Here is a 23,203-nt window from a genome sequence, read left to right on the forward strand (position 1 = left end):
TTAACCCGCAATAAGGATCTCGCGAACAAATCGGCTACCAAAGTAGGCCAATGTGAGTAGAAAGGCGCCTACAATACTAAACCAAATCACTCGACGTCCACGCCAGCCAGATTGATAGTGGCCCCATAGTAGCACACCATAGACCACCCATGCTGCCATCGATAGGAAGGCTTTATGCGCTTTTCCTTGCGCGAACATATCATCGACAAAAGCAAATCCAGTAATTAAGGTGAACGTCAGTAAACTCTGACCCACTAAAATAATGTTGAAAAGTTGGCGTTCCACCATCATTAAAGGTGGGACGTTATGGTTGATGACCTGACGTTTTTTATGTTTTAACTGATAGTCGAGCCAAGCCAGCTGCAGTGCGTACAAGGTTGCAATCATCAGGGTCGAGTACGCAAACAGCGCCAAGGAGATATGCAACAACACCTCAGGGTGTGACTCTAAATGGGTAATAAAGGCACCGGGTAGCAAGGTCGCGCTGGCGAGGTTTAACCCCGCAAAGGCATAGACAACCGGCAGCAAAAACCATAAACGGAGTCGGAAAATCAGGCCGGTAGTCATCATAGCAATGATGAAACTTACCAACGACGCGACGTTGAGTATGCTTAAATTTTGCCCGCTGCCAGAAAGGATTAAATCCTTGAGCAGATATGCGTGCAATGCCAGCGCAGCCAGTGCAGTAAAGAAGACCGGCTTCGCACTAATCTGATTGTTGCTGGACAAGCCGGGGATGATCTGCAAAATGGCGGCCAGATAAAGCAGTGATGCCAATAAGGCTGTCAGAATATCCATCGTCACCGATCAGTCAGTTAATCAATAAGAATGAAGGTGTGAGTATACCTTGCCTCAATCTCTGTCGCTATCGATACATGCAAGCGATGGGGGGATTGCGGTATAATCTCAATTAATTTCGCGACAGCGATTGCACCCTGACGGTCAATGTCATGGGCCAATAGGACGAGTGGGCGAGTAACGCATGTTTGAAAATTTATCAGAACGTTTATCCCGGACGCTAAAAAATATCAGCGGCCGAGGTCGATTAACGGAAGACAATATCAAGGAAACCCTGCGCGAAGTGCGTATGGCGCTACTGGAAGCCGATGTCGCGCTCCCTGTGGTTCGTGATTTTGTTAAACGCGTTAAAGAGCGCGCCGTGGGGATTGAGGTATCGAAAACCCTGACCCCGGGGCAAGAATTCATCAAGATCGTTCAAGCCGAGCTGGAAGCGGTGATGGGCGATGCTAATGAGCAGCTTGATCTTGCCACCCAGCCTCCTGCGGTGATCCTGATGGCGGGCCTGCAAGGTGCCGGTAAAACCACCAGTGTGGGTAAACTGGGTAAGATGCTCAAAGAGCGCCATAAGAAAAAAGTGCTGGTGGTATCGGCTGACGTGTATCGCCCCGCGGCGATTAAACAGTTGGAAACACTGGCCAGTGAAGTTGGCGTTGATTTCTTTCCGTCGAGCGCAGACCAGAACCCAGTAGATATCGCCAAAGCAGCGCTCGATGAAGGGAAGCTCAAATTCTACGACGTGGTGATCGTCGATACCGCCGGTCGTCTGCACGTTGACGATGCAATGATGGACGAGATCAAAGACGTTCACCATGCGATAAACCCAGTCGAGACTTTGTTTGTGGTGGACGCCATGACCGGTCAAGACGCCGCGAACACCGCCAAGGCTTTTAACGATGCGTTAGCACTGACTGGTGTGGTATTGACCAAAGTCGATGGTGATGCGCGTGGTGGTGCTGCATTGTCGGTTCGCCATATTACCGGTAAGCCGATTAAATTCTTGGGTGTGGGTGAGAAGACTGACGCACTGGAACCATTCCACCCTGACCGGGTGGCATCCCGTATCTTGGGTATGGGTGACGTGCTGTCACTTATCGAAGATCTCGAGCGTAATGTCGATAAAGACAAAGCCGAGAAAATGGCCAAGAAGTTCAAAGAAAAGAAAGGCTTTGATCTGGGCGACTTCCGTGACCAACTGCAGCAAATGAAAAGCATGGGCGGCATGATGGGGATGATGGATAAGCTCCCGGGTATGTCGAACTTACCGGCCAACGTGAAAGATAACGTTGATGATAAGATGTTCGTGCAAATGGAAGCTATCATCAATTCGATGACCCCACGTGAGCGTCAACGCCCTGAGATCATCAAAGGCTCGCGCAAAAAACGTATCGCAGCCGGCTCTGGGACCCAAGTGCAAGACGTCAATCGTCTGCTCAAGCAGTTTACCCAGATGCAAAAAATGATGAAGAAAATGCAAAAAGGCGGCATGCGTAACATGATGCGTCAGATGAAAGGCATGATGCCGCCGGGTGGACCTGGTGGTGGCTTTATGGGCTAACCCATTTTGCAGGCGGATGAAGCGTCAGCCTGCATGACAACTCGCTGTGAGGCTTGGGACAGCTGGTGAAAATTTGGCTAAACCAGTTGCAATCACAGCAATAAAGAGTAAAATTCCCGAGCTTTATTTTGGCACGAGGCCCCGCATTGCTTACGCGAAACGGGGCCAATTTTATTAAGTAATGCAAATGAGGACGATATGGTAACCATTCGTTTGGCACGTCATGGCGCGAAAAAACGCCCATTCTATCAAATCGTTGTAGCTGACAGCCGCCAGGCGCGCGACGGTCGCTTCATCGAGAAAATCGGTTTCTTCAACCCTGTAGCTCAAGGCCAGGAAGAGAAACTACGCCTTGACCTGGATCGCGTAAACCACTGGGTTGGCGAAGGCGCTGCGGTTTCTGACCGTGTTGCTAAGCTGATCAAAGACGCAGCGAAAGCAGCGTAAGCAATCAGTGTCAGGGTTAAAAGAAGAAATGAGTGAGCAAGAAACTATCGTCGTCGGCAAGCTTGGCTCGTCATACGGCATTCGAGGCTGGCTCAAGATTTTTTCTTACACTGAAGAAGCTGAGAGCATTTTTGCCTACTCACCGTGGTTTATCCAGGTGCGTGGCGAGTGGCAACGTTTCGAGTTAGAAGACTGGAAGCGCCACAACAAAGGGTATGTTGCCAAGCTCAAAGGGCTGGATCAGCGCGAAGACGCGCAGATGCTGACCAATGCCGAAATCGCCGTTAGTGCTGAAGCACTGCCAGCGTTATCGGATGAAGAGTTTTATTGGCGTGAGCTGTTTGGCATGGACGTGGTGAATACGAAAGGCTATCACCTCGGTACTGTGACAGACATGCTTGAAACGGGCTCGAACGACGTACTTGTCGTTAAAGCCAACCTGAAAGATGCTTTTGGCAAAAAGGAACGTTTAATTCCGTTCCTTGAAGAGCAGGTCATCAAGTCGATTGATCGCACTGCTCAACGGATCGAAGTTGACTGGGATCCTGGTTTTTAAACTCCAACAGTAAGCGAGCGGAAATATGTGGGTTGGCATTATCAGCCTTTTTCCAGAAATGTTCCGAGCCGTCACTGATTTTGGAGTCACGGGCCAAGCGGTTAAAAAAGGGCTGTTAAACGTCGAAACGTGGAATCCGCGTGATTTCACCCAAGACAAACATCGTACGGTTGATGATCGACCTTACGGCGGTGGCCCCGGTATGTTAATGATGGTTCAGCCGTTGCGCGATGCCATTCACGCTGCCAAACAAGCCGCAGGCGATAACGCGAAAGTGGTTTACCTCTCTCCGCAAGGGCGTAAGCTCGACCAAGCGGGGGTCGAATCACTGGCCAGCAATGAAAAACTTATTTTGATTTGTGGCCGGTACGAAGGGGTAGACGAGCGCATTATACAAACTCACGTCGATGAAGAATGGTCGGTGGGAGATTTTGTGCTCAGTGGGGGCGAGCTGCCCGCGATGACGTTAGTAGACGCTGTTGCTCGGTTTGTACCGGGCGTTTTAGGCGACATGGCGTCAGCAGAGGAAGACTCCTTTGCCAACGGGTTGTTAGACTGTCCACACTACACGCGTCCTGAGTTGTTAGATGGGTTGGCGGTACCAGAGGTGCTAAAATCCGGAAACCACAAGGACATTCGTCGCTGGCGATTAAAGCAATCGCTAGGTCGCACTTGGCTACGACGACCAGAGCTCCTGGAAAACCTAGCTCTGACTGACGAACAGGAATCACTACTTGCCGAGTTCATTAAAGAGCATCGAGCAAGTGCCGAATCAAATTGAGTTTCAGTTTATTCTAGGGTTATAGACAATGAGTAACATCATCAAGCAGCTCGAAGACGAGCAAATGAAAAAAGACCTGCCTGAGTTTCAAGCAGGTGACACTGTCCTGGTACAGGTTAAAGTAAAAGAAGGTAACCGTGAGCGTCTGCAGCCATACGAAGGTGTGGTAATTGCTAAGCGCAACCGTGGCCTGCACTCTGCATTCACCGTACGTAAAATGTCTAGCGGTGAAGGTGTAGAGCGTACTTTCCAAACTCACTCGCCAGTTATCGACAGCATTACTGTTAAACGTCGCGGTGCAGTACGTCGTGCCAAACTGTACTACCTGCGTGAGCGTTCTGGTAAGTCAGCTCGAATCAAAGAGCGTCTTAACAAGAAGTAATCGCTCCGGCGTTTATTGCTCAGAAAGCCCGTCCCGATGGACGGGCTTTTTTATTGTTCTCTTACAGTCAGGTCACGAAACCACTTAATGCCCGTCACGACCATTTAACTTGCTATGTTGCCACTCACTGAAAGAGCGCAAGACATAGACAAACAATAGGGCAAAATGGCATCCGTACCTTACTCACTGATTAGCAGCATCGCTGCGTATCGAGACGGAGAACGAGAATGTCCTGGTTTCTACTCTGCGTAGTGGCTTTGATCGCCGGCTACTTCACTTATGGCACCTTTATTACCAAGGTGTTCGGTCCAAAACCCGAACAAGCGACACCCGCCATGAGCATGAACGATGGTGTGGATTACGTCCCGCTATCTGATAAAAAAGTTTATCTTATTCAACTGCTTAATATTGCAGGCCTTGGGCCGATTTTTGGTCCAATCCTCGGTGCCTTGTATGGACCGGTGGCCATGTTGTGGATTGTGTTTGGCTGTATATTTGCCGGTGCGGTCCATGACTATTTCTCAGGTATGCTGAGTGTCCGAGCAAAAGGCGCGTCGGTTCCTGCGGTAGTCGGCGAGCACTTAGGTAACTTCGCTAAACATTTTATGAACTTCTTTGCGGTGTTACTCTTGATGCTGGTGGGCGTGGTCTTTGTCTTGGGCCCTGCCAAGCTGCTAGGTAGCTTATCGGCGATGAGTGTACCGGTATGGGTGGCGATCATTTTTGCTTACTATATCCTCGCGACTGTGGTACCGATCGATAAGATTATTGGCCGCTTTTATCCGTTCTTTGGCGCCTTATTGGTCTTTATGTCGGTTGGCTTAATGATTGGTTTGGCCGCGAGCGATCACAGCTTCTACAGCCAAGGGCTCGATTTTGCCACTAACTTCCATCCCACTGATCTGCCATTGTGGCCACTGCTCTTTATCACTATTGCCTGTGGGGCGGTGTCAGGTTTCCATGCCACCCAGTCGCCATTGATGGCGCGCTGCATGCAGAATGAAAAGTCGGGTCGCTTTATCTTTTATGGCGCCATGATTGGTGAAGGTGTGATTGCGCTTATCTGGTGTAGCTTAGGATTAAGCTTTTACGAATCTACGGATGCGTTGAACCAAACGCTCGCCAATGGCGGTCCTGCCGCTGTGGTGCATGAGGTCTCTACCTCGCTCTTGGGCACCGTCGGGGGCATTATGGCGGTATTAGGTGTGATTGTATTGCCTATCACCTCAGGGGATACCGCGTTCCGTTCTGCGCGTTTGATCATTGCTGACTTTTTGAATATTCAGCAAAAGCCATTGATGAAACGTCTCCTGATTGCGATTCCTATGTTTGTGGTGGGTTACTTGATCACCAAGGCCGAGTTTGGCGTGATTTGGCGCTACTTTGGTTGGGCCAACCAAACCACGGCGATGATCATGTTGTGGGCCGCGGCAGCCTACCTAATTAAGCGTGATAAGCTGCACTGGGTCTGCACTATTCCAGCGATGTTTATGACCGCAGTGACGGTGACCTACTTAGCCAACGCCGACATTGGCTTTGGCTTACCGATGAACACAGCGACCATCATTGGCCTGGTAACAACGGTGGTGGCGAGTATTGCGTTCCTCGTGGTCTATAAGCCGAATCCTCAGCTGATTGCTGACGAGCAATGATGCCATCCTAACCAATTGGTATTACAGCAATAACGTATAAAATGCGCTAAGATCAAAGCCTCAGCACTCGCTGGGGCTTTTTTGATCAAAAGGATGGTGGCATGAAATACGCGCTTTTTTCGTTACTGACTATTGTGCTGATGACGGGGTGTGCAGCGTCGACTACACAAGCGTTAGTGGATGAGCAAAACTGGTATGGACTGGGTGAGCAAGATGGCCAGCGCGGGCTACCACAGCGAACCTTAAACGACTTACGCACACTGGTGAACAAAGCGGGCGACCGTATGACCGCCAATTACCTCGACTACGAGCAAGGCTATATTCATGGCATTGACGCATACTGCAATCCTGCACATGCGTATCAACTCGGGTTGGATGGCAACCCCTATATGGGCGTGTGCGAAAGCCGACCCGGTTCACAGCGTTTTCGTATGGAGTGGCAACGTGGCTATAACGATTACCAAAGCCAAGCGAATAGCCAGTTTTACTAGCGCTAAAGCCGGTGCCGGCATCAATTATGGGTAAGACCAAGTTTATCTTTCAGTGCCTTAAGATAACGTCGGCTTACCGGTACCGAATGAGCGGAGGAGGTCACCACCTCCGCGAGCCCATTATCTAACAGCCGGATCTCCCGAATGGCGGCAGGGTGCACCAAAAATTGCCGGTGGCAGCGCATTAAGGGCGTTTTGTCTTCTAAGACTTTCAAGCTTAAATGGGTGACGGATTCTCCATTGGCGGTGAGTAGTGTCACGCCAGTTACTGAGGTGCGTGCCACTTCAACATCCTGGTGAGGCACTAAGGTAATCCGGTTATGGCCCGCACAAGGGAGCAGCTCCAGTGCGGGTGTGATCGCCTGATAGTCCTCTTGTCGGTTTAACTCACGCGACAGTTTGTCGAGTGACTTTTTTAAGCGCGCGGTTTCGATGGGCTTGAGCAAATAATCAAATGCGTTGTCCTCAAAGGCTTGTACGGCAAACTCATCATAGGCGGTGACAAACACCACTTTGGGCATGGTCTCGGGGTCAAGCATTGCAAGCAGCTCAAGGCCGGTGACGCGAGGCATTTGAATATCTAAAAACACCACATCGGGGCGGGTGTGATTAATGGTTTTTAGTGCATCAATGGCGTTATTGCATTGACCAATGATGGTTACACCGCCTAATCCTAGCAGCTCATCTTCCAAGGCCTCACGTGCATACAATTCGTCATCCACGATTAACGCTCGAATCATGCCATGGTCTCCTTGTTTGGGGCAGTATCGGTTAATGGCAAGGTCACGGTGGCACGAGTCCAGTGATCATGCTGACAGGTCATTTTAAGCCCGTATTGTCCGCCGAATAATCCGCGTATCCGTTTATCAACAATACGAAGCCCCAGCCCAGCATGCTGTGCCGCTGGTTGATAGAAACCTGCATTGTCCTCGACTTGTAAATACAGGCACTCGCCTTCTTGCCAACCACGAATGATGATTTGACCGTCGGCCATTAATTGACTGATCCCATGTTTCACCGCGTTCTCAACCAAAGGCTGTAAGGTGAAACTGGGGATCACCGCGTGCAAGATAGCCGGATCAATCTGCTTTTCAACACTCATTCGATCGGCAAAGCGGGCATGTTCGAGTTCCAGGTAGGCATCAAGATGGTTCAGCTCTTGCTCAAGCGAGACGGTTTCACGGTTTTGTTTTAAGTTACTACGAAAGAAGGTGGATAAGTGCTGGATTAACTGACGGGCGCGCTCTGGCTCGCGCTTGACCACCGCACTGATGGTGTTCAACGCGTTAAATAAAAAGTGAGGGTTCACTTGGGCGCGTAGCAAGTTTAACTCCGCTTGGGTCAGCAAGGTTTGCTGGCGCTGATAACGACCAGTTAAAATTTGGTTGGAGAGCAAACGCGCGATCCCTTCTCCCATGGTGACATTGATTGCCGAGAACAGTTTACGTTTTGGCTCATAAAGCTTCACCGTCCCTAGCACATAGCCATCCCCGCCACGCAGCGGGATCACCAACACAGAGCCCAGTTTGCAATGGGGAGACAGTGAGCAGCAATAAGGGGTATCCGCGCCGTCGATATAGATGAGTTGGTCATCCGCAATAGCACGTCGGGTATAATCGGACGCAATGGGGGTACCGGGTAAGTGGTGGTCATCACCAATGCCGGTAAAGGCGAGGATTTTCTCGCGGTCTGTGATTGCCACAGCCCCCACGCCGGTTTCTTGCTGGATAATGGCGGCGACCTGTTCACTACTTTGTTGATTAAACCCGCTGCTTAAAATACCGACCGAGCGTTCAGCAATTTTAAGTGCTTTACTGGAAAACGCTGCTGAATAGCGCTCGAACAACGTCTTGCGATCAACAATAATGCTCATAAACATCGCGGCGCCGACTGAGTTAGCGATCACCATGGGCGCGGCGATCGCGCTGACGAGCTCATAAGCACGACTAAAGGGTTCGGCGACGGCGAGAATGATGGCCATTTGTACCAGCTCTGCTACAAACGTCACGCTCAGGACCACGGTAGGGGAAAACAAGCGGCTGGTTTGGTTGCGAGAGACCAAGTAGCGGTGCATTAAGCCGCCAATCACGCCCTCTGCTGTGGTCGAGATCGCACAAGCTAAATCTGTAAACCCTCCTAAACTATAGCGATGTAGTCCGCCGGTTAAGCCGACCAAAAACCCCACCACAGGGCCGCCAAGCAGACCGCCAAGCACGGCACCGATAGCGCGGGTATTCGCGATTGCGTCTTGGATGTGCAACCCAAAATAGGTGCCGAGAATACAGAAGCCGGAAAAAAGCACATAGCAGACACACTTGTGCGATAGCCGCCCAGAAATACTGAGCAGCGGCATAAACACAGGAGTTTTGCTCAGCAAATACGCGATCACAAGATACACGCTCATCTGCTGCAGCAACGAAAGCACTAACGCCATAACAATAAAAAGGGGTAACTAGAGTTCTCCGTTATAGTAACTGTTGGTGATAAAAGACTCTAATTAAAAATGCATGTGTAAATTAAAAATTACACCGTAATTTAAATGATACAGTTACTATTGCTTTTAAAATATGGGCTGGTATTGTCTATGTAAAACATAGTGAACATCTTTTAGGGCAGGGTCATGCAGAAAGATTCGGTAACCAATATCAACATTCGCGATGAACAAGTGCTTCTCACACCAGAGCAACTTCGCGATCAATTTCCTATCACCAAAAGTACCCGAGCGGCGATTAGTCAGGCTCGTCAGACCGTGGCAGATATTATCAACAAGCGTGATCATCGCCTGCTTGTGGTCTGTGGTCCTTGCTCCATTCATGATGTCGATGCGGCGAAAGACTATGCCCGTCGTCTGAAAGCCCTATCGGATGAGCTGAGCGATCACTTGTTTATTGTGATGCGGGTTTACTTTGAAAAACCACGCACCACAGTGGGTTGGAAAGGGCTTATCAATGATCCACACTTGGATGGCAGCTTTGATGTTGAGTTTGGCTTAAAGCAAGCACGCAGTCTGCTCACTGAGCTTGCTGAAATGGGATTGCCGCTGGCCACCGAAGCGCTCGATCCCATCAGTCCACAATACATTGGCGATTTGTTTAGTTGGGCTGCCATCGGTGCTCGTACCACCGAGTCACAAACCCATCGTGAAATGGCGAGTGGCCTGTCGATGCCGATTGGCTTTAAAAATGGTACGGATGGCAATCTGGCCACCGCCACCAATGCGATGAAAGCGGCTGCTTCAGGGCACCGTTTTATGGGGATTAACCAAGCCGGCCAAGTGGCATTATTGACCACACAAGGTAACCCCAATGGCCATGTGATTTTACGTGGCGGCAAGCAAACCAACTATGATTCAGTCTCTGTGGCCGAGTGTGAGCAGCAACTGCGCGATGCTAACCTGACGCCATCGCTGATGGTCGATTGTAGCCATGCGAACTCTCGCAAAGATTACCGTCGCCAAACCTTGGTCGCTGAAGATGTGATCCACCAGATCAATCAGGGCAACCGGTCTATTATCGGTCTGATGCTAGAAAGCCATATCCATGCGGGGAATCAGTCAGCGGATCTGCCCAAAGAAGAGATGGCGTACGGCGTCTCGATCACTGATGCTTGCATTGATTGGGCGTCTACCGAACAATTGCTGCGTCATACGCACCAAGCGTTGGCAACTTCTCTACAACAACGGATTCAACAGGACTAAATCATGGTGGCGGAACTAAGCCGACTGCGCGATCAAATTGATGATGTCGACAAACAAATGGTAACTCTACTCGCCAAACGACTGGCACTAGTTGCGGAAGTGGGAGAGGTAAAAAGTCAGCATGGCTTGCCCATTTATGCGCCTGACCGTGAAGCGGCCATGTTAGCGTCTCGACGAGAAGAAGCCGAAGCGCAAGGGGTGCCGCCCGATTTGATTGAAGATGTGCTGAGACGCACAATGCGCGAGTCGTACAGCAGCGAAAACGACTCAGGATTTAAATGCCTAAACCCGGATTTGCGCCGCATTGTGGTGATTGGCGGAGAAGGGCAGTTAGGTCGCTTATTCGCACGCTTATTCCGTTTATCGGGCTATCAAGTGTCTGTGTTGGAGAAAAACGATTGGGACAACGCAGAGGCATTGCTCGCAGATGCCGGCATGGTGGTGGTCTCTGTGCCGATTGATGTCACCGAAACCGTGATTAGCGCCCTCCAGCAGCTTCCGAAAGACTGTATCTTGGCAGACCTTACCTCCGTTAAATCTGGCCCGCTACAAGCCATGTTAACGGCGCATCAAGGCCCCGTTGTGGGGCTGCACCCCATGTTTGGTCCTGATGTGGCTAGCCTGGCTAAGCAGGTCATTGTTTACTGCGATGGCCGCGAGCCAGAAGCCTATCAATGGCTGCTCGAGCAATTTCGTATTTGGGGGGCGGGACTACACAGGATCAGTGCTGTTGAGCATGATGAGGGCATGACACTGATCCAAGCGCTGCGTCACTTTACGTCGTTTGTTTACGGGGTCCATCTGGCAGAAGAAAACCCCAACTTGGACCAGCTGACAGCGTTGAGCTCACCGATTTATCGCTTGGAGCTTGCCATGGTGGGGCGTCTGTTTGCCCAAGATGCAAGCTTGTATGCGGATATTATTATGTCCTCACCGCAAAACTTGGCGATGATTAAGCGCTTTTACCAGCGTTTTGGGGAAGCGATTGATTTGCTTGAACAGCACGACAAAGCCACCTTTGTTGATGCATTCGCGCAAGTAGAAAACTGGTTTGGCGACTATGCCCCACGTTTTTTACAAGAAAGCCAAGGCCTGTTGCGACAAGCCAACGACGCCACCCATCGCACCGCGACCTAGCTTATGTAAACCACTCCGACAATAGATGATAAATCTATACCCAAACCAGCCGCTTGGCTGGTTTTTTTACAGTGTGCATTTGTCTGTATTTTATACAAAAAAGAGAACTTTGATCCGTTGATTTGATATGGTTTTTAAGGCGCTCTTATTTGGTATGCAATCAAACAATGAAAAAAAGCACTCTGATATATCTTTCACTTATCCTTTTTACCGTGTTCTTTGCTTCTTTTATCGCATTGATGCTCTATCGTAATGCATTGCTGGCTGTGAACCTCGAACATGGACGTTACTCCGCGTGCTTTGATGATGAAGCGGCTACCGAACATATGATGCCCACATGGTTAGACAAAGAGGCCTTTACGGTTCGATTTGTTCCAGTTGGCAGTCACGATTGCTTGGCGCCAAACTTTCCCGCTATTGAAGTCTCATCCCACAAGGTGACGCACTGGTTGCATATAGTCACGACGTCTGGAGAGCAGCAGTTTTCAGGAAAGCATGCATCGTTTGGCAATGGTCAGTCTGGATGGACTTTTGTCGATGTAGGTAGTCAAGAAAGGCGCAACAACAGTTACCCATTTTATAGTGAGGGAGAGGTATTTCGCGATAATCCAAGTTGGACGGCTCCGCCCCATCGAACGTTGCGTTGGGAAGGTATGCTCTTTGGGCTAAGCGAAGTAGATGGGATCTTTTACCCTGTCGGAGGTATATCTTGGGGGTTCAACTTATTTAGATGGTCTTTGATTCCACAGCCTATTCTTCCAAAGTCATTAGCTCGTCGTCACTGGTTGGCGGTTGTTGGGGCTTTGAACGAAGAGTATCCCTATAAATTCAGTACGGATACAGCCACTAATAAAACGTTTAAAGAGTGATTATTAATCAGCTAAAGCCCACTTTGTGGGCTTTTCGCGTTGATAGTCAGTGACGGTTACTCGTTGCTGTCCGGCAGCGATACCTCGGTGGGAGAAATGGTCTCTGACGGATAGCAACCGAGCACTTTTAGATAACGGGTCAGGGTGGTGAGCTCGTCCAGTGCACTTTGCATCACATCACTGGCCATATTGGCTTCAACATCGACATAAAACATCTCTTCCCATGGGTTGCCGAGCACGGGCCGAGATTCCAGCTTGGTCATATTGATGCCGCGCTCTCGCAATACCATCAAACACTCCACCAAAGACCCTGCTTGCTGCGACGTCGACATAATGAATGTGGTTTTGGCAGGCGTAAGTTTGGACACTTTCACCGGCTTACGGGCCACCACAATAAAGCGGGTGTAGTTTTGCTGCTGATTCGCTATGTCTGTTTTGATTGCCGTGAGGCCATACAACTCACCACTGGCGGCATGGCCGATGGCAGCCACATTAGGTTGGTTTAAATCTGCCACTTGTTGCATCGCGTCAGCGGTGCTTGAACAGTACACTTTATTGATTTTGCCTAAGGTATCGACATACTCGCTGCATTGCTGATGAGGTTGGGGGTGCGCGTACAGGGTATCAATATGGCTGGGATCTTGGTCACCAACGGTCAGTAAGCAATGAGCAATGGGAAGGGTTAACTCGCCAACGATAGATAACCGGGTATGCTGCAGCTGATCGTACACTTCATTGATCGACCCTGAGCTAGTATTTTCAACAGGCAATAAGCCATAGTCGGCATGGCCGGTTTCTACCGTTTCGACCACTTGTTTAAAGCTGTCACAGGCCATTTCAACCAATTCAGTCTGCTTGCGGCTAAAGTACTGGCGCGCGGCGAGATAGGAGTACGAACCTTGGCTGCCCAAAAAGGAAACCCGTGCCACTGGGCGTTGATTGTCGGGGTTGGCCAGAGCTTGCAGATAACGCTGCTGAATCAGCACCGAGTCTTCAATAATGGTGTGGAAAATACTCAGCACATAGTGGGCGTCCAGTTGGTGGGCGCTGCCATCACTGACCAATTTTTCCAGTAAGGCTTGTTCTCGCGCTTGATCGCGAATCGGTTTTTGAATCGCGATTTTGTTTTTCGCGACATCCACGCTGAGGCGGCGGCGCTCGGCCAGTAAAGTCAGCAATTCATGGTCTAACTGGCTGATCCGCGTGCGGATCTCGTCCAGTGAAAGTGGCGTGTCTGGCATACATTATCCTTGTTCTAATACAAAAAAACCTCCCGGTTGGGAGGTTAGAGCGCCATGCTGTTAAGGCTTAGCACGCTTCCTCCCGCACAGGCGAGATAAAAAAGAAGCGAAAGAAACGAGCAATAATCAGCATAGGGCCTTGGTTGTTATGTTTGCGTGTCAATTAACCATATTGACAGCGGGGGATGCTGTCAAGCACCAAAAAGCCCCGCGGGGGCGGGGCTGACATGTTTAGCGGGTGAGGTAATGCAATGCGGGTTAGATTTCCTCGTCGGCTGCGTTTTCTTCCATTGCAACCGTTGCCGTTGATTTGTCGTTGCGGCGTGCTTCGCCTTTGTGTTGGGCCTTATTTAATTGCTTTTCGAGCTTTTGGCCCACCTCGTTGATCGCTTTATACATGTCATCGCTTTCCGCAGAGGCCACGATGGTTGATCCTGGCAACCCTGCTTTGGCTTCTACTTTGAACTGATGGTTTGGCTCCTTACTGATCACAGCATGAGGATTGATGAGTGCCACCTGCCACTTGGCCAACTTATCAAAGCGGCTTTCGATGCGCTCACGGATGGCGGGAGTGATCTCGATGTTTTTGCCTGCAATTTCCACTCTCATACTCGTTCCTCTTTGTTCCCCTGTATTAGGTTCATATTCAGATTACCGCTTTCCTCCTTTGATAACGTGACTTGGCTCAAGTTTAAAGGGGGGAGAAAAAACGAAAAGTTGAACTGTGAGCCTTCACGGATCCTGACATTTGTTAAGCATGAAATCCCTTGAACTTAAAGACAAAAATGCTACCTTGGGAGAGGTCACGAATGCTGATTTACCCGCCAGTCAGGGCCGCGTCGCGCCTGTGTATTTTCCTACTTTTCCCTGTGGTTAAAAATGTGCCACAAATCAGCTGGTGCGTTTTGGTGCACTGCGGTGAAACGATAGTGGCTCCAGCTAACTGGGCATAAAAAAGGCGACCATGATGGCCGCCTGATGATGCGCTGATAAACAATCAAGGCATTAGTTATTCGCGTGTAGCTCGTGGTTGAGCTCAACCGCACTCTTGTTGGTCAAACACTCAACGGCCCCTGTTTTTGAATTACGACGGAACAGGAGATCGGCTTTGCCCGCCAAGTCACGTGCTTTAACGCTTTCGACCGCATTCCCGTCGGCGTCGAGCATGGTGACTTTGGTACCTGCGGTGACATACAGGCCTGACTCGATGGTGCAACGATCGCCCAATGGGAAGCCAAGGCCGGCGTTGGCACCGAGTAGTGAGTTTTCGCCAATTGAAACGACAATCTGGCCGCCGCCGCTCAAGGTTCCCATGATTGATGCGCCGCCACCAATATCACTGCCGTTGCCGACCATGACTCCCGCGGAGATTCGGCCCTCAACCATGCTGACACCTTCAGTACCGGCATTAAAGTTGATAAAGCCTTCGTGCATCACTGTCGTACCTTCGCCCACATGGGCACCTAAACGCACTCGGGCGGTATCCGCAATACGCACGCCAGCAGGCACCACGTAATCGGTCATTTTCGGGAATTTATCCACGCACTCAACGGTCAATGTTTCGCCCTTCAGGCGAGCTTCCATTTGACGCTCAGGCAGTTCTGGCAAGTCAATCGGGCCTTGGTTGGTCCAAGCAATGTTGTGTAGCAGACCAAAGAGTCCGTCAAGTACCACACCGTGTGGTTTGACTAAGCGGTGTGAGATCAGTTGAAGCTTGAGGAAGCCTTCCGCCACTGACGCTGGCTTGATGTCATTTTCGAGGATCACCAGTACCAAGGGTTGTGTGGTTTGCTGCGCTTTATTGGCAAAGGTTGCCGCTTGAGAGGCGTCAGCCGCTGAGAAGGCTTCGCTGATCGCACCGCATGTTTCAGGCGCTACCTCGATCACCTGGTTACCCGACGTATAGTCGGTGAGGGCGCTAAGCGCGTTAACCAGCTCATCGCTTGGGTTGAGTAGCGGTGCCGGGAAGTAGGCCTCAATGATTTTACCGTCCTGGTTTTTGGTCGCTGTACCTAGCGCCAGAGCAAAGCTTGCCATCGGGGAAGATCTCCTTGTGTATATTTGGGCTTAAAACATCTAACGCTTCATCTTAAAGACAAGCGGCAGTGGTTGGAAGCGATCAAACGGCGGCTGACGAAAAAACCGCACAGGTCGGGGCAGCGATGCGCCTTAATGCATAGGTGGTGAAGGGGGCGGGCATAAAAAAAGCAAGCCACTGGGCTTGCTCTTTCGCGGATCCTAACAGGGTCAGCAATCACAACATTAAGCTGCGTCGGCGTCTTTGTCGTCGCTATTTGTGTCCGCTTTGGTCTCGCTTTTAGCCGGCTTTTTCTTTGCCGCCTTGCGCTTGGCGCCCAGCGCTTCGAGGACAGAGTCTTTATGTTCAGCGAGGTATAGCGACAAGGCTTCACGCTTTTCTTCGTCGTCTACCAGTTTGCTTTCTTCAATCAGATCGAACAAGGCGTCTGCCATGTCCAACATTTTGTCGTAGGCATCGGCTTCGGCTTTGGAGGTAAATGTCATCTTCTCTTCTCCTTCGCGTTCGACCACGTACTTGACGATAACGGCCATAATCACCCTCTCTTCGTTGATTTACTGTCTTTTTATACAGTACGATAAGGGCCATTGTCTACTGACCCTGCCATGATTGTGACATGAGAGAAAAATTTAGCACTATTTATCAACGTGCCGCCGAACGTAAAGGTGGTCAACGTGCATTAGAGCATATGCTGGTGGCACCGCTTGAACATGATGCCTTGTGTGAGATACCAGATGATCGCTGGCTCGCAGCGTTTAGCCAGAAGGTGTTTCAATCGGGGATTAGTTGGCAGGTAGTGCGTAAAAAATGGCCCGGATTTGAAGAGGTGTTCTGGGGCTTTGATATTGAGAAAATGCTGCTGATGCCACCGGAAATGTGGGAAGAAAAAGCCACCAACCCAGCGATTATTCGTCATCTTACCAAGGTGATGACCATTCCGCACAACGCGGAAATGATCCACCGCGTGCAGCAATCGCACGGCAGTTTTAGCCAGTTTGTCGCCGATTGGCCCAGCGAAGATATTGTCGGTTTGTGGCAGTATTTAAAAAAGCACGGTAAGCGTTTAGGCGGTAATACGGGCGCTTATACTTTGCGCCGAATGGGCAAGGACACCTTCTTGTTCACCCGTGATATCGAGCACTACCTGCGTGCGACTAAAATCGTTGATAGCGGTCGAGAGACCAAGCGGGCGATGCAAGCAGCGCAACAGGCATTTAATGAGTGGCAACAAGAGTCAGGCCGTTCACTGAACCATATCAGCCAGCTGATCGCATTCAGTGTGGGTGACAATCGCGTTTAATCGCGCAGCGTTTTGCTGTGCCATCACACGGTTAGCAAGCCGTGTGCGAGGTCGCGGCGTATCGATGGCGGTTTGCGCTTAGTACGGCAATCGGCCACAATCGATGCCAGTTATCTTTCCCATGTGAGCGCCTTGTGTTTACTGTTTATCACTCTAATCAGCTCGATCTGTTGAAATCCTTGTTGGTTTCCCTGATCCAACAGCGTCCGCTGTCTGACCCCTTTCAAAAAGAACTTATTCTGGTGCAAAGCCCCGGCATGGCGCAGTGGTTAAAAATGGCACTCGCCAACGAGCAGCAGATTGTCGCCAACGTCGAATTCCCGCTTCCCGCTACCTTTATCTGGCAGCTGTTTGTGCGGGTGTTAGATGGCGTGCCTGAGCGCAGTGATTTCAACAAAGAGGCGATGACATGGAAGCTAATGGACATCTTACCCAGCTGTCTGGATGCGCCAGAGTTCGCTGATTTAGCCGCGTATTTGGAAGATAGCCAGGATCAGCAACGCGCCTACCAGCTGGCCGAAAAAGTGGCCGATATTTTCGACCAGTATTTGGTCTATCGCCCCGAGTGGGTGCTGGCATGGGAGCAAGAACAACCGGTGCCTGAGCTTGACGATGTGCAGCCTTGGCAGCAAAAACTGTGGCGCCGCTTATACGATCATACTTTGGCGCTGGGCCAATCGCCTTACCATCGCGCTAACTTTTATCAAGAGTTTATCGATACCTTAACCAGCCATCAGCACAAGCCTGCGGGGCTGGCTGATATTGAGCGGGTCTTTGTGTTTGGCATCTCCGCGCTCCCACCACGCTATCTGGATGCGTTGCAAGCACTGGGCGAGCATGTGGAGGTGCATTTTATGTTCACCAACCCATGCCGTTACTATTGGGGCGATATTCGCGACAAGCGCTATCTGGCTAAACGTGCCGCGTTGGCGCGGGATAAAATCAGCCGAATTGAAGACATCCCCGCCGAGAGCCAATTGGCACTCGGACTTGATGAGCCCGAGCACGGTGAAGTAGGGAACAGCTTGCTGGCGTCGATGGGAAAACTGGGGCGCGACAACTTACTGCTGCTCTCGGAAATGGCCTGCAATGAGATTGATAGCGGCTTTGTTGAGGTCAACCGCGATAATCTGCTGCATCACATCCAAGCCGATATTTTGGATTTGAATGAGCCGGGCGATCCCAAGCAGACTGAAACCAGTACGGCGAAAACAGAAATCGAGCCAGATGATGCTTCGATCGCAATCCATGCCTGTCACAGCCCGATGCGCGAAGTCGAAGTGCTGCACGATCAGCTACTCGCGATGTTTGAGGCCAACCCATCACTGAGCCCCCGCGATGTGATTGTGATGGTGGCGGATATCAATGCCTACAGCCCCGCCATTCAAGCGGTGTTTGGTAATGCGCCGAGTGAGCGTTTTATTCCGTTTTCCATCTCAGATCGTAGCGCCGATCAAGAAAGCCCGGTGTTAGCCGCCTTTTTGCGCCTGCTCACCCTGCCTGATAGTCGATGCAGTGCGGCGGAGCTGTTGGAAATTCTTGAGGTGCCGGCGGTGTTGCGCCGTTTCGCCATCGACAGCCAACAGTTTGATCAGATTAAGCAGTGGGTGGAAGAAACCGGCATTCGCTGGGGGCTTGATACCCATACCGCGAGCCAATTTGCCTTGCCCGAGCAGTATCAGAATACGTGGCTATTTGGCCTGAAACGTATGCTACTCGGCTACGCGATGCCGAGTGAGGCCGGCTTGTTTGCAGACACCGTCCCTTATGATGAAGTCCAAGGGCTTAATGCGGAGCTGGCGGGGCGGTTAGGGCTGTTTATCGACACCTTAATTTACTACCAGCAGCAGTTAGCGATTGAGTGCGATGGCAAGGCGTGGGTGGCGCGGTTGACTCAAATGCTAGATGATTGCTTCGCTATTGAAGGGGATGAAGAGTTAGCAGTCAAATTAATCCGTACCCAGTTAGACAGTTGGCTGACACAGCTTAGCGATGCCGCCTTTACCCACACGCTAACCTTGCCCGTGGTGCGCGATTACTTTAATGGTCGCCTCAATAACGAACGAGTCAGCCAGCGCTTTTTGGCCGGGCAGGTCAACTTTTGCACCTTGATGCCGATGCGCTCTATTCCCTTTAACGTGGTGTGTCTGCTTGGGATGAATGATGGCGTGTACCCGCGCACTGTGCCTAGCGTCGGATTTGATTTGATGGTGGGCCGCACGCGGGCAGGGGATCGCTCGCGCCGTGACGATGATCGTTACCTGTTTTTAGAAGCGCTGCAGTCAGCACAGCAGCGTTTATATATCAGTTATGTCGGGCGCTCAGTGCAAGATAACAGCTTAAAAGTCCCGTCGGTGCTGGTTACCGAGCTGCTTGAATATTGTACCCAAGGCTACTGTTTGGCCGGTGACCGCGATTTACCTGAAGTCCAGTCACGCCAGCGGTTGGAAGAAAAACTTATCCAGTTCCATCCGCTAACGCCCTTTAGCCCTGATGCCTTTTCCGGTGATGGAAGTTATGCACAAGAGTGGCTACCGGCTGCCAAAGGGCAAGGGACGCAACTGCCGGCATTTATTGGTGATGCGTTAAGCCCTGATCCGGATAGTCATATCGATCCTGTGATTGAGTTGGCTGAGTTGCAGCGCTTTTGGCGGTTGCCCGTGCGCTACTTTTTCCAACGCCGCTTGAAAGTCTTCTTTGAGCAGTTAGAAGCGCCGTTAGAAGAATTTGAACCCTTTAGCTTAGATACCTTGCACCGTTTTCAACTGCGCGATCAGCTGTTAGCGCACTTTATTGAGACTGATGACAGTCCCCAAAGCGTGCAGGACTTTATGGCCCGACAGCGAGGACAGGGCAAGTTGCCCTTGGCGTACTTTGGCGAGCTGACCTTGGATACGCAAGTTACGGTGATCCGTGATATGTACCAACGTTTAACGCCTTTACTCGCCGCGCCGCGCCCCGATCTTGAGCTTAATCTGACCCTTCCCACTGCCTTGGGTGAGGTGCAATTGCAAGGTTGGCTCAATCGGCGTTATCAAGACAGCTTGGTCCGCTTTCATTGCGGCGATCTGACCGTGCGTCATCAGCTTGCGGTATGGATTGATCATTTATGCCAATGCGCAATGGGCGAAGCCGTGCCGAGTACGCTGGTGGGAGTGAAAGAAACCATCGAGTTTTCCCCACTCAGCAAAGATGACGCGCGAGCACACCTACAAGCCTTGGTTGAAGACTATCAACAGGGCCTCAACCAGCCGCTTACCTATCTGCCAAGCTCAGTCGGAGCGGGGATAAAAGCCCGAGATGGCAAAAAAGGCTTTGATAACAGTGAAACCGGCCAAGACAAAGCCCTAAAAGCGATACGCGATGCCTTTGTAGGAGGCTTTAATCCTGGCGAAGGGCAAGATCCTTATATCTACCGTGTTTGGCCTCAATGGCGAGAGAGCCTCGGCCAAGCGCTGCTAGCGACAGGCGATCGCCACTTAATGCCGATGCTAGCGCAGCGGCAAAAGCGTTAGCGTCTTATCTCCCTGCCGTACCTTATTAGCCAGACGTCCTGTCTGGCTTTTTTATGCGTAAAAAAAGAATATCTAACCGGAACATCCTTTGCTCGGACGATGAACGAGGCGGCTAAATGCGGTGCATCACGCGACACTAAAAAAGCGGTTTGTTATCACGTTGTTGTTTGTTTATTAACCAAATGCGTGCGTTTAACGGATTAATTTGTTTGTGGTCTAAACATTAGTTTTGCGATTATTTTGTCGCTGTGATTTATATATTTGTTTATTTATATCAGTAAATTGTGTGTTTTTATAAGATTAGTGTGCGTATGTTTTTTGGGTTTGTTTCGTGGTTTTTGATGGTTTTTTATTTGAACGTGTAATTAAGTTAACGCACAATGTCATCGAAAATTCATATAACAAATCATGAAAAAAAGGATGTGCCTTCATGCATAAATTCTCAAAAAGCGCAGTGGCGACCCTAGTGTCCGGCCTATTGTTGGGTGCCTCAGCGCACGCCGACGTCAGCATTACACAGGGTAAAACGGCGATTCCCGATGGCGAGGCAACACACGCCCAGGATATCACGGTAAAAAACGAGCATGTCGCGTTCGCATTGGCGGTTGAGTCTGCGCCACCATGGGGCGTGCCACGTGGTACCTTGGTGGACCTCGCGGCGGTGAAAAATGGCAAAATTGATCTAGACCGAGTCGCTTTTGCAGATTTCATCCCTAATAGCTGGTCGGCTTGGCCGAACGATCGTAAGTCGATTGACATTGTGGAAGACAGCGATGAAAAAGCGGTGATCAAAGTGAGCCGTAACTTCGACAAGGTCGACATTACCACTTGGTACACCTTGGAAGCGGGCTCTGATTCGATTGGACTCAAAACCGTGATGACCAACCAAGGCGAAGACGATCTTGAGCTGGAATCTGGCCACACGATTTGGCCGGATACGGGCTATCAATTCGCGGTACCGGGTCTTGAGGGCAATGAAGAAGCGATGGCGGATAACGCCCTTGCCGATCGCATGGTCGCGTATGACCGTGATTGGGCCTTCGCACTGCACGCGCCTTATTTTGATCGCATCAAATACAATGGCCGCGATATGTATTTGGGCCACACGCTTAAAGCGGGCGAGACCCGTACCTTTGACTCAAAGCTGCAGGTTGTTCCCAACGGCGATATGGCACCGATTGTTAAAGCGGAAGCTGAGCGTCATGGCGAAGCGACGGGCACCATTAGCGGCCAATTGCGCGCCGACAACGGTAAGGTGCCAGCCGATGCGATTGTGATGATTGAAAAAGACGGTCACCCTTACGCGTGGACGCTTGCCAAAGAGGGTCAATACAACATGGCATTGCCAGAAGGCAAGTACCAAGTCTATGGCACGGCGACCGGCCATGCGAATAGCCAACCGCAATCTATTACCGTGAGTGCTGACAGTGAGCAGACACTGGACTTCACATCGCTGAAAAGCCCTGCGACGCTTGCACTTAACGTGGAAGAAGCGGTGTCTGGTGTCGCCAAAGATGCGCGTGTGACTATCATTGAAGGCCAAGCGCCACCGGTTGAATTTTTGGGTAAGCGTACCTTCTTCACTGATTTGCTGCCTGCAGGCCATGCCGAGCTAAAACTGGCACCGGGTGAATACAAGTTAGGCATTAACGCCGGTGCGGGCTTTACTGCAGAATCACAAACTTTGGATGTAACGCTCGAGTCGGGCAAAACCAACCAACAAGTGGTGAAAGTGCCTCAGGTGACTTTCCCGAACCGTAACCATTGGTATGGCGCTGACTTGCACCACCACGGCAATGTGCTGGAAGGGGTAACCCCACCAGAAATCGTGGTGCGTGCTCAGTTGGCAACTGACTTGGATCTGACCTTTATCAGCGATCACGATTCCACCATTAATCACAAAGTGTTTGCTGACCTATCAGCAAAACGTGGCGTACCTTTCATTCCATCGATTGAGATCTCGCCATCGTGGGGACACATGAACCCATTCCCCATCGACAATGGCGCCGCGCTGACGGTCGATCCGGGTACTGATGACGTGCACACCTTGATTGATGCTGCGCATGAGATGGGCGCAGAAGTGGTGCCGATGAACCACCCATATAACGATTATGGCTACTTCACTAATATCGCCAAAGATGCGGTGCCGGGTGGTAAGACCGACCGTTTCGATCTCATGGAGCTCAACGCACGTGTCGATAACGAGCCGACCCTGAAAAAAGCGCATGATATGTGGGATAGCGGCGAAGCCATGTACCTCACAGCCGGTACCGATACCCATGATGCGTGGAACCAGCTTACCGGTCGTATTCGTATGATGGCGCACGTTGACGGCGAATTGACGCCGCTCGCCTTTGCCAAAGCGTTAAAAGCCGGTCACGGCTATGCCACCCAGGGACCAATCTTGTACCCACAAAACATCATGTTTGGTGAAACCGCCAAGGCAGGTGATAAATGGGATATTAACGTGGTCGCCGCGGATGGTCTCAAAGAAGTGCGTTTAATCGGTCAAGGTGGTGAGGTGCTAAACAGCATTACCATTAACCCTGAAGAGAGCACACAGCGTCTTGAGCTATCACTGCCTATTCCTGCGGATGCAGAAGGTTGGATCAACCTAGAAGTGGAAGACAAAGACGGCAGCACGGCATGGACCAACCCAGTTTGGCTTCAGTCGTAAGTGTTACGTCTCAATCAATGAACCAAGGCCAGCCATGCTGGCCTTTTTTGATCGTAACGTTAGT

20 protein-coding genes are annotated in these 23,203 nt (G+C 50.7%); 13 read left to right on the forward strand and 7 right to left on the reverse strand.

The window, feature by feature from the left end:
* The gene (locus tag BZG84_RS01205) at positions 1-798 is read right to left on the reverse strand and encodes a cytochrome C assembly family protein (RefSeq protein WP_077479389.1); all 798 of its coding nucleotides are present in this window, start codon (positions 796-798) and stop codon (positions 1-3) included.
* Positions 799-982: 184 nt separating this feature from the next.
* Between BZG84_RS01205 and ffh the strand changes: the two genes are divergently transcribed.
* From ffh to BZG84_RS01240, 7 genes are all read left to right on the forward strand, one after another.
* A complete protein-coding gene (gene ffh / locus BZG84_RS01210) occupies positions 983-2,356 on the forward strand; it encodes a signal recognition particle protein (protein WP_069586881.1) in 1,374 nt (457 codons plus the stop codon).
* 198 nt (positions 2,357-2,554) lie between these two features.
* Positions 2,555-2,803 carry a 30S ribosomal protein S16 gene (gene rpsP, locus BZG84_RS01215; protein ID WP_069586882.1) on the forward strand — a complete coding sequence of 83 codons (249 nt, stop codon included), beginning with the start codon at positions 2,555-2,557 and terminating at the stop codon, positions 2,801-2,803.
* 28 nt (positions 2,804-2,831) lie between these two features.
* Entirely contained in the window at positions 2,832-3,359 is a 528-nt protein-coding gene (rimM, locus tag BZG84_RS01220) for a ribosome maturation factor RimM (protein WP_077479387.1), read from the forward strand.
* Positions 3,360-3,384: 25 nt separating this feature from the next.
* Positions 3,385-4,140 carry a tRNA (guanosine(37)-N1)-methyltransferase TrmD gene (gene trmD, locus BZG84_RS01225; RefSeq protein ID WP_069586884.1) on the forward strand — a complete coding sequence of 252 codons (756 nt, stop codon included), beginning with the start codon at positions 3,385-3,387 and terminating at the stop codon, positions 4,138-4,140.
* A 28-nt stretch (positions 4,141-4,168) separates the two neighbouring features.
* Positions 4,169-4,522 (forward strand): 50S ribosomal protein L19, encoded by a 354-nt coding sequence (rplS, locus tag BZG84_RS01230; protein WP_069586885.1) that lies wholly within the window; start codon positions 4,169-4,171, stop codon positions 4,520-4,522.
* 227 nt (positions 4,523-4,749) lie between these two features.
* Positions 4,750-6,174 (forward strand): carbon starvation CstA family protein, encoded by a 1,425-nt coding sequence (locus BZG84_RS01235; protein ID WP_077677936.1) that lies wholly within the window; start codon positions 4,750-4,752, stop codon positions 6,172-6,174.
* A 101-nt stretch (positions 6,175-6,275) separates the two neighbouring features.
* The gene (locus tag BZG84_RS01240; protein ID WP_077479385.1) at positions 6,276-6,665 is read left to right on the forward strand and encodes a DUF2799 domain-containing protein; all 390 of its coding nucleotides are present in this window, start codon (positions 6,276-6,278) and stop codon (positions 6,663-6,665) included.
* Positions 6,666-6,685: 20 nt separating this feature from the next.
* On the opposite strand, the gene btsR is transcribed toward BZG84_RS01240, so the two are convergent.
* Together btsR and BZG84_RS01250 are read right to left on the reverse strand one after the other, a co-directional pair.
* Positions 6,686-7,405 carry a two-component system response regulator BtsR gene (gene btsR, locus BZG84_RS01245; RefSeq protein WP_077677937.1) on the reverse strand — a complete coding sequence of 240 codons (720 nt, stop codon included), beginning with the start codon at positions 7,403-7,405 and terminating at the stop codon, positions 6,686-6,688.
* Positions 7,402-9,099 carry a sensor histidine kinase gene (locus BZG84_RS01250; RefSeq protein ID WP_077479383.1) on the reverse strand — a complete coding sequence of 566 codons (1,698 nt, stop codon included), beginning with the start codon at positions 9,097-9,099 and terminating at the stop codon, positions 7,402-7,404. Before BZG84_RS01250 ends, btsR begins: the two co-directional genes overlap by 4 nt.
* Positions 9,100-9,285: 186 nt before the next feature.
* Between BZG84_RS01250 and BZG84_RS01255 the strand changes: the two genes are divergently transcribed.
* The 3 genes from BZG84_RS01255 to BZG84_RS01265 all read left to right on the forward strand — a co-directional run bounded on the left by BZG84_RS01255 (position 9,286) and on the right by BZG84_RS01265 (position 12,368).
* Positions 9,286-10,362, forward strand: a complete 1,077-nt coding sequence (locus BZG84_RS01255; protein ID WP_077479382.1) for a 3-deoxy-7-phosphoheptulonate synthase — start codon at positions 9,286-9,288, stop codon at positions 10,360-10,362.
* Positions 10,363-10,365: 3 nt separating this feature from the next.
* Positions 10,366-11,499: a bifunctional chorismate mutase/prephenate dehydrogenase gene (gene tyrA, locus BZG84_RS01260; RefSeq protein WP_077677938.1), complete on the forward strand. Its 1,134-nt coding sequence runs from the start codon at positions 10,366-10,368 to the stop codon at positions 11,497-11,499.
* 167 nt (positions 11,500-11,666) lie between these two features.
* Positions 11,667-12,368 carry a hypothetical protein gene (locus BZG84_RS01265; RefSeq protein WP_077479380.1) on the forward strand — a complete coding sequence of 234 codons (702 nt, stop codon included), beginning with the start codon at positions 11,667-11,669 and terminating at the stop codon, positions 12,366-12,368.
* A 56-nt stretch (positions 12,369-12,424) separates the two neighbouring features.
* Here BZG84_RS01265 and pheA read toward each other — a convergent pair whose 3' ends face one another.
* The 4 genes from pheA to BZG84_RS01285 all read right to left on the reverse strand — a co-directional run bounded on the left by pheA (position 12,425) and on the right by BZG84_RS01285 (position 16,180).
* Positions 12,425-13,609: a prephenate dehydratase gene (pheA, locus tag BZG84_RS01270; RefSeq protein WP_077479379.1), complete on the reverse strand. Its 1,185-nt coding sequence runs from the start codon at positions 13,607-13,609 to the stop codon at positions 12,425-12,427.
* Positions 13,610-13,867: 258 nt separating this feature from the next.
* Positions 13,868-14,218, reverse strand: coding sequence for a ribosome hibernation-promoting factor, HPF/YfiA family (gene hpf / locus BZG84_RS01275; RefSeq protein ID WP_077479378.1), 351 nt, complete (start codon positions 14,216-14,218; stop codon positions 13,868-13,870).
* A gap of 396 nt (positions 14,219-14,614) precedes the next feature.
* Positions 14,615-15,646 carry a 2,3,4,5-tetrahydropyridine-2,6-dicarboxylate N-succinyltransferase gene (gene dapD, locus BZG84_RS01280; RefSeq protein ID WP_069586682.1) on the reverse strand — a complete coding sequence of 344 codons (1,032 nt, stop codon included), beginning with the start codon at positions 15,644-15,646 and terminating at the stop codon, positions 14,615-14,617.
* 225 nt (positions 15,647-15,871) lie between these two features.
* Positions 15,872-16,180 (reverse strand): YebG family protein, encoded by a 309-nt coding sequence (locus BZG84_RS01285; RefSeq protein ID WP_069586683.1) that lies wholly within the window; start codon positions 16,178-16,180, stop codon positions 15,872-15,874.
* A gap of 83 nt (positions 16,181-16,263) precedes the next feature.
* On the opposite strand from BZG84_RS01285, the gene BZG84_RS01290 reads away from it, so the two are divergent.
* The 3 genes from BZG84_RS01290 to BZG84_RS01300 all read left to right on the forward strand — a co-directional run bounded on the left by BZG84_RS01290 (position 16,264) and on the right by BZG84_RS01300 (position 23,139).
* Positions 16,264-16,947 (forward strand): DNA-3-methyladenine glycosylase I, encoded by a 684-nt coding sequence (locus BZG84_RS01290; RefSeq protein ID WP_077479377.1) that lies wholly within the window; start codon positions 16,264-16,266, stop codon positions 16,945-16,947.
* Positions 16,948-17,081: 134 nt separating this feature from the next.
* On the forward strand, positions 17,082-20,462 hold the full coding sequence (recC, locus tag BZG84_RS01295) for an exodeoxyribonuclease V subunit gamma (protein WP_077677939.1): 3,381 nt from the start codon (positions 17,082-17,084) through the stop codon (positions 20,460-20,462).
* Between the two features lie 430 nt (positions 20,463-20,892).
* Positions 20,893-23,139 (forward strand): CehA/McbA family metallohydrolase, encoded by a 2,247-nt coding sequence (locus BZG84_RS01300; protein ID WP_077479375.1) that lies wholly within the window; start codon positions 20,893-20,895, stop codon positions 23,137-23,139.
* Positions 23,140-23,203: the final 64 nt, after the last annotated feature.

Origin of the sequence: Salinivibrio sp. PR932 (assembly GCF_001996125.1) — a bacterium.
GTDB lineage: Bacteria > Pseudomonadota > Gammaproteobacteria > Enterobacterales > Vibrionaceae > Salinivibrio > Salinivibrio proteolyticus.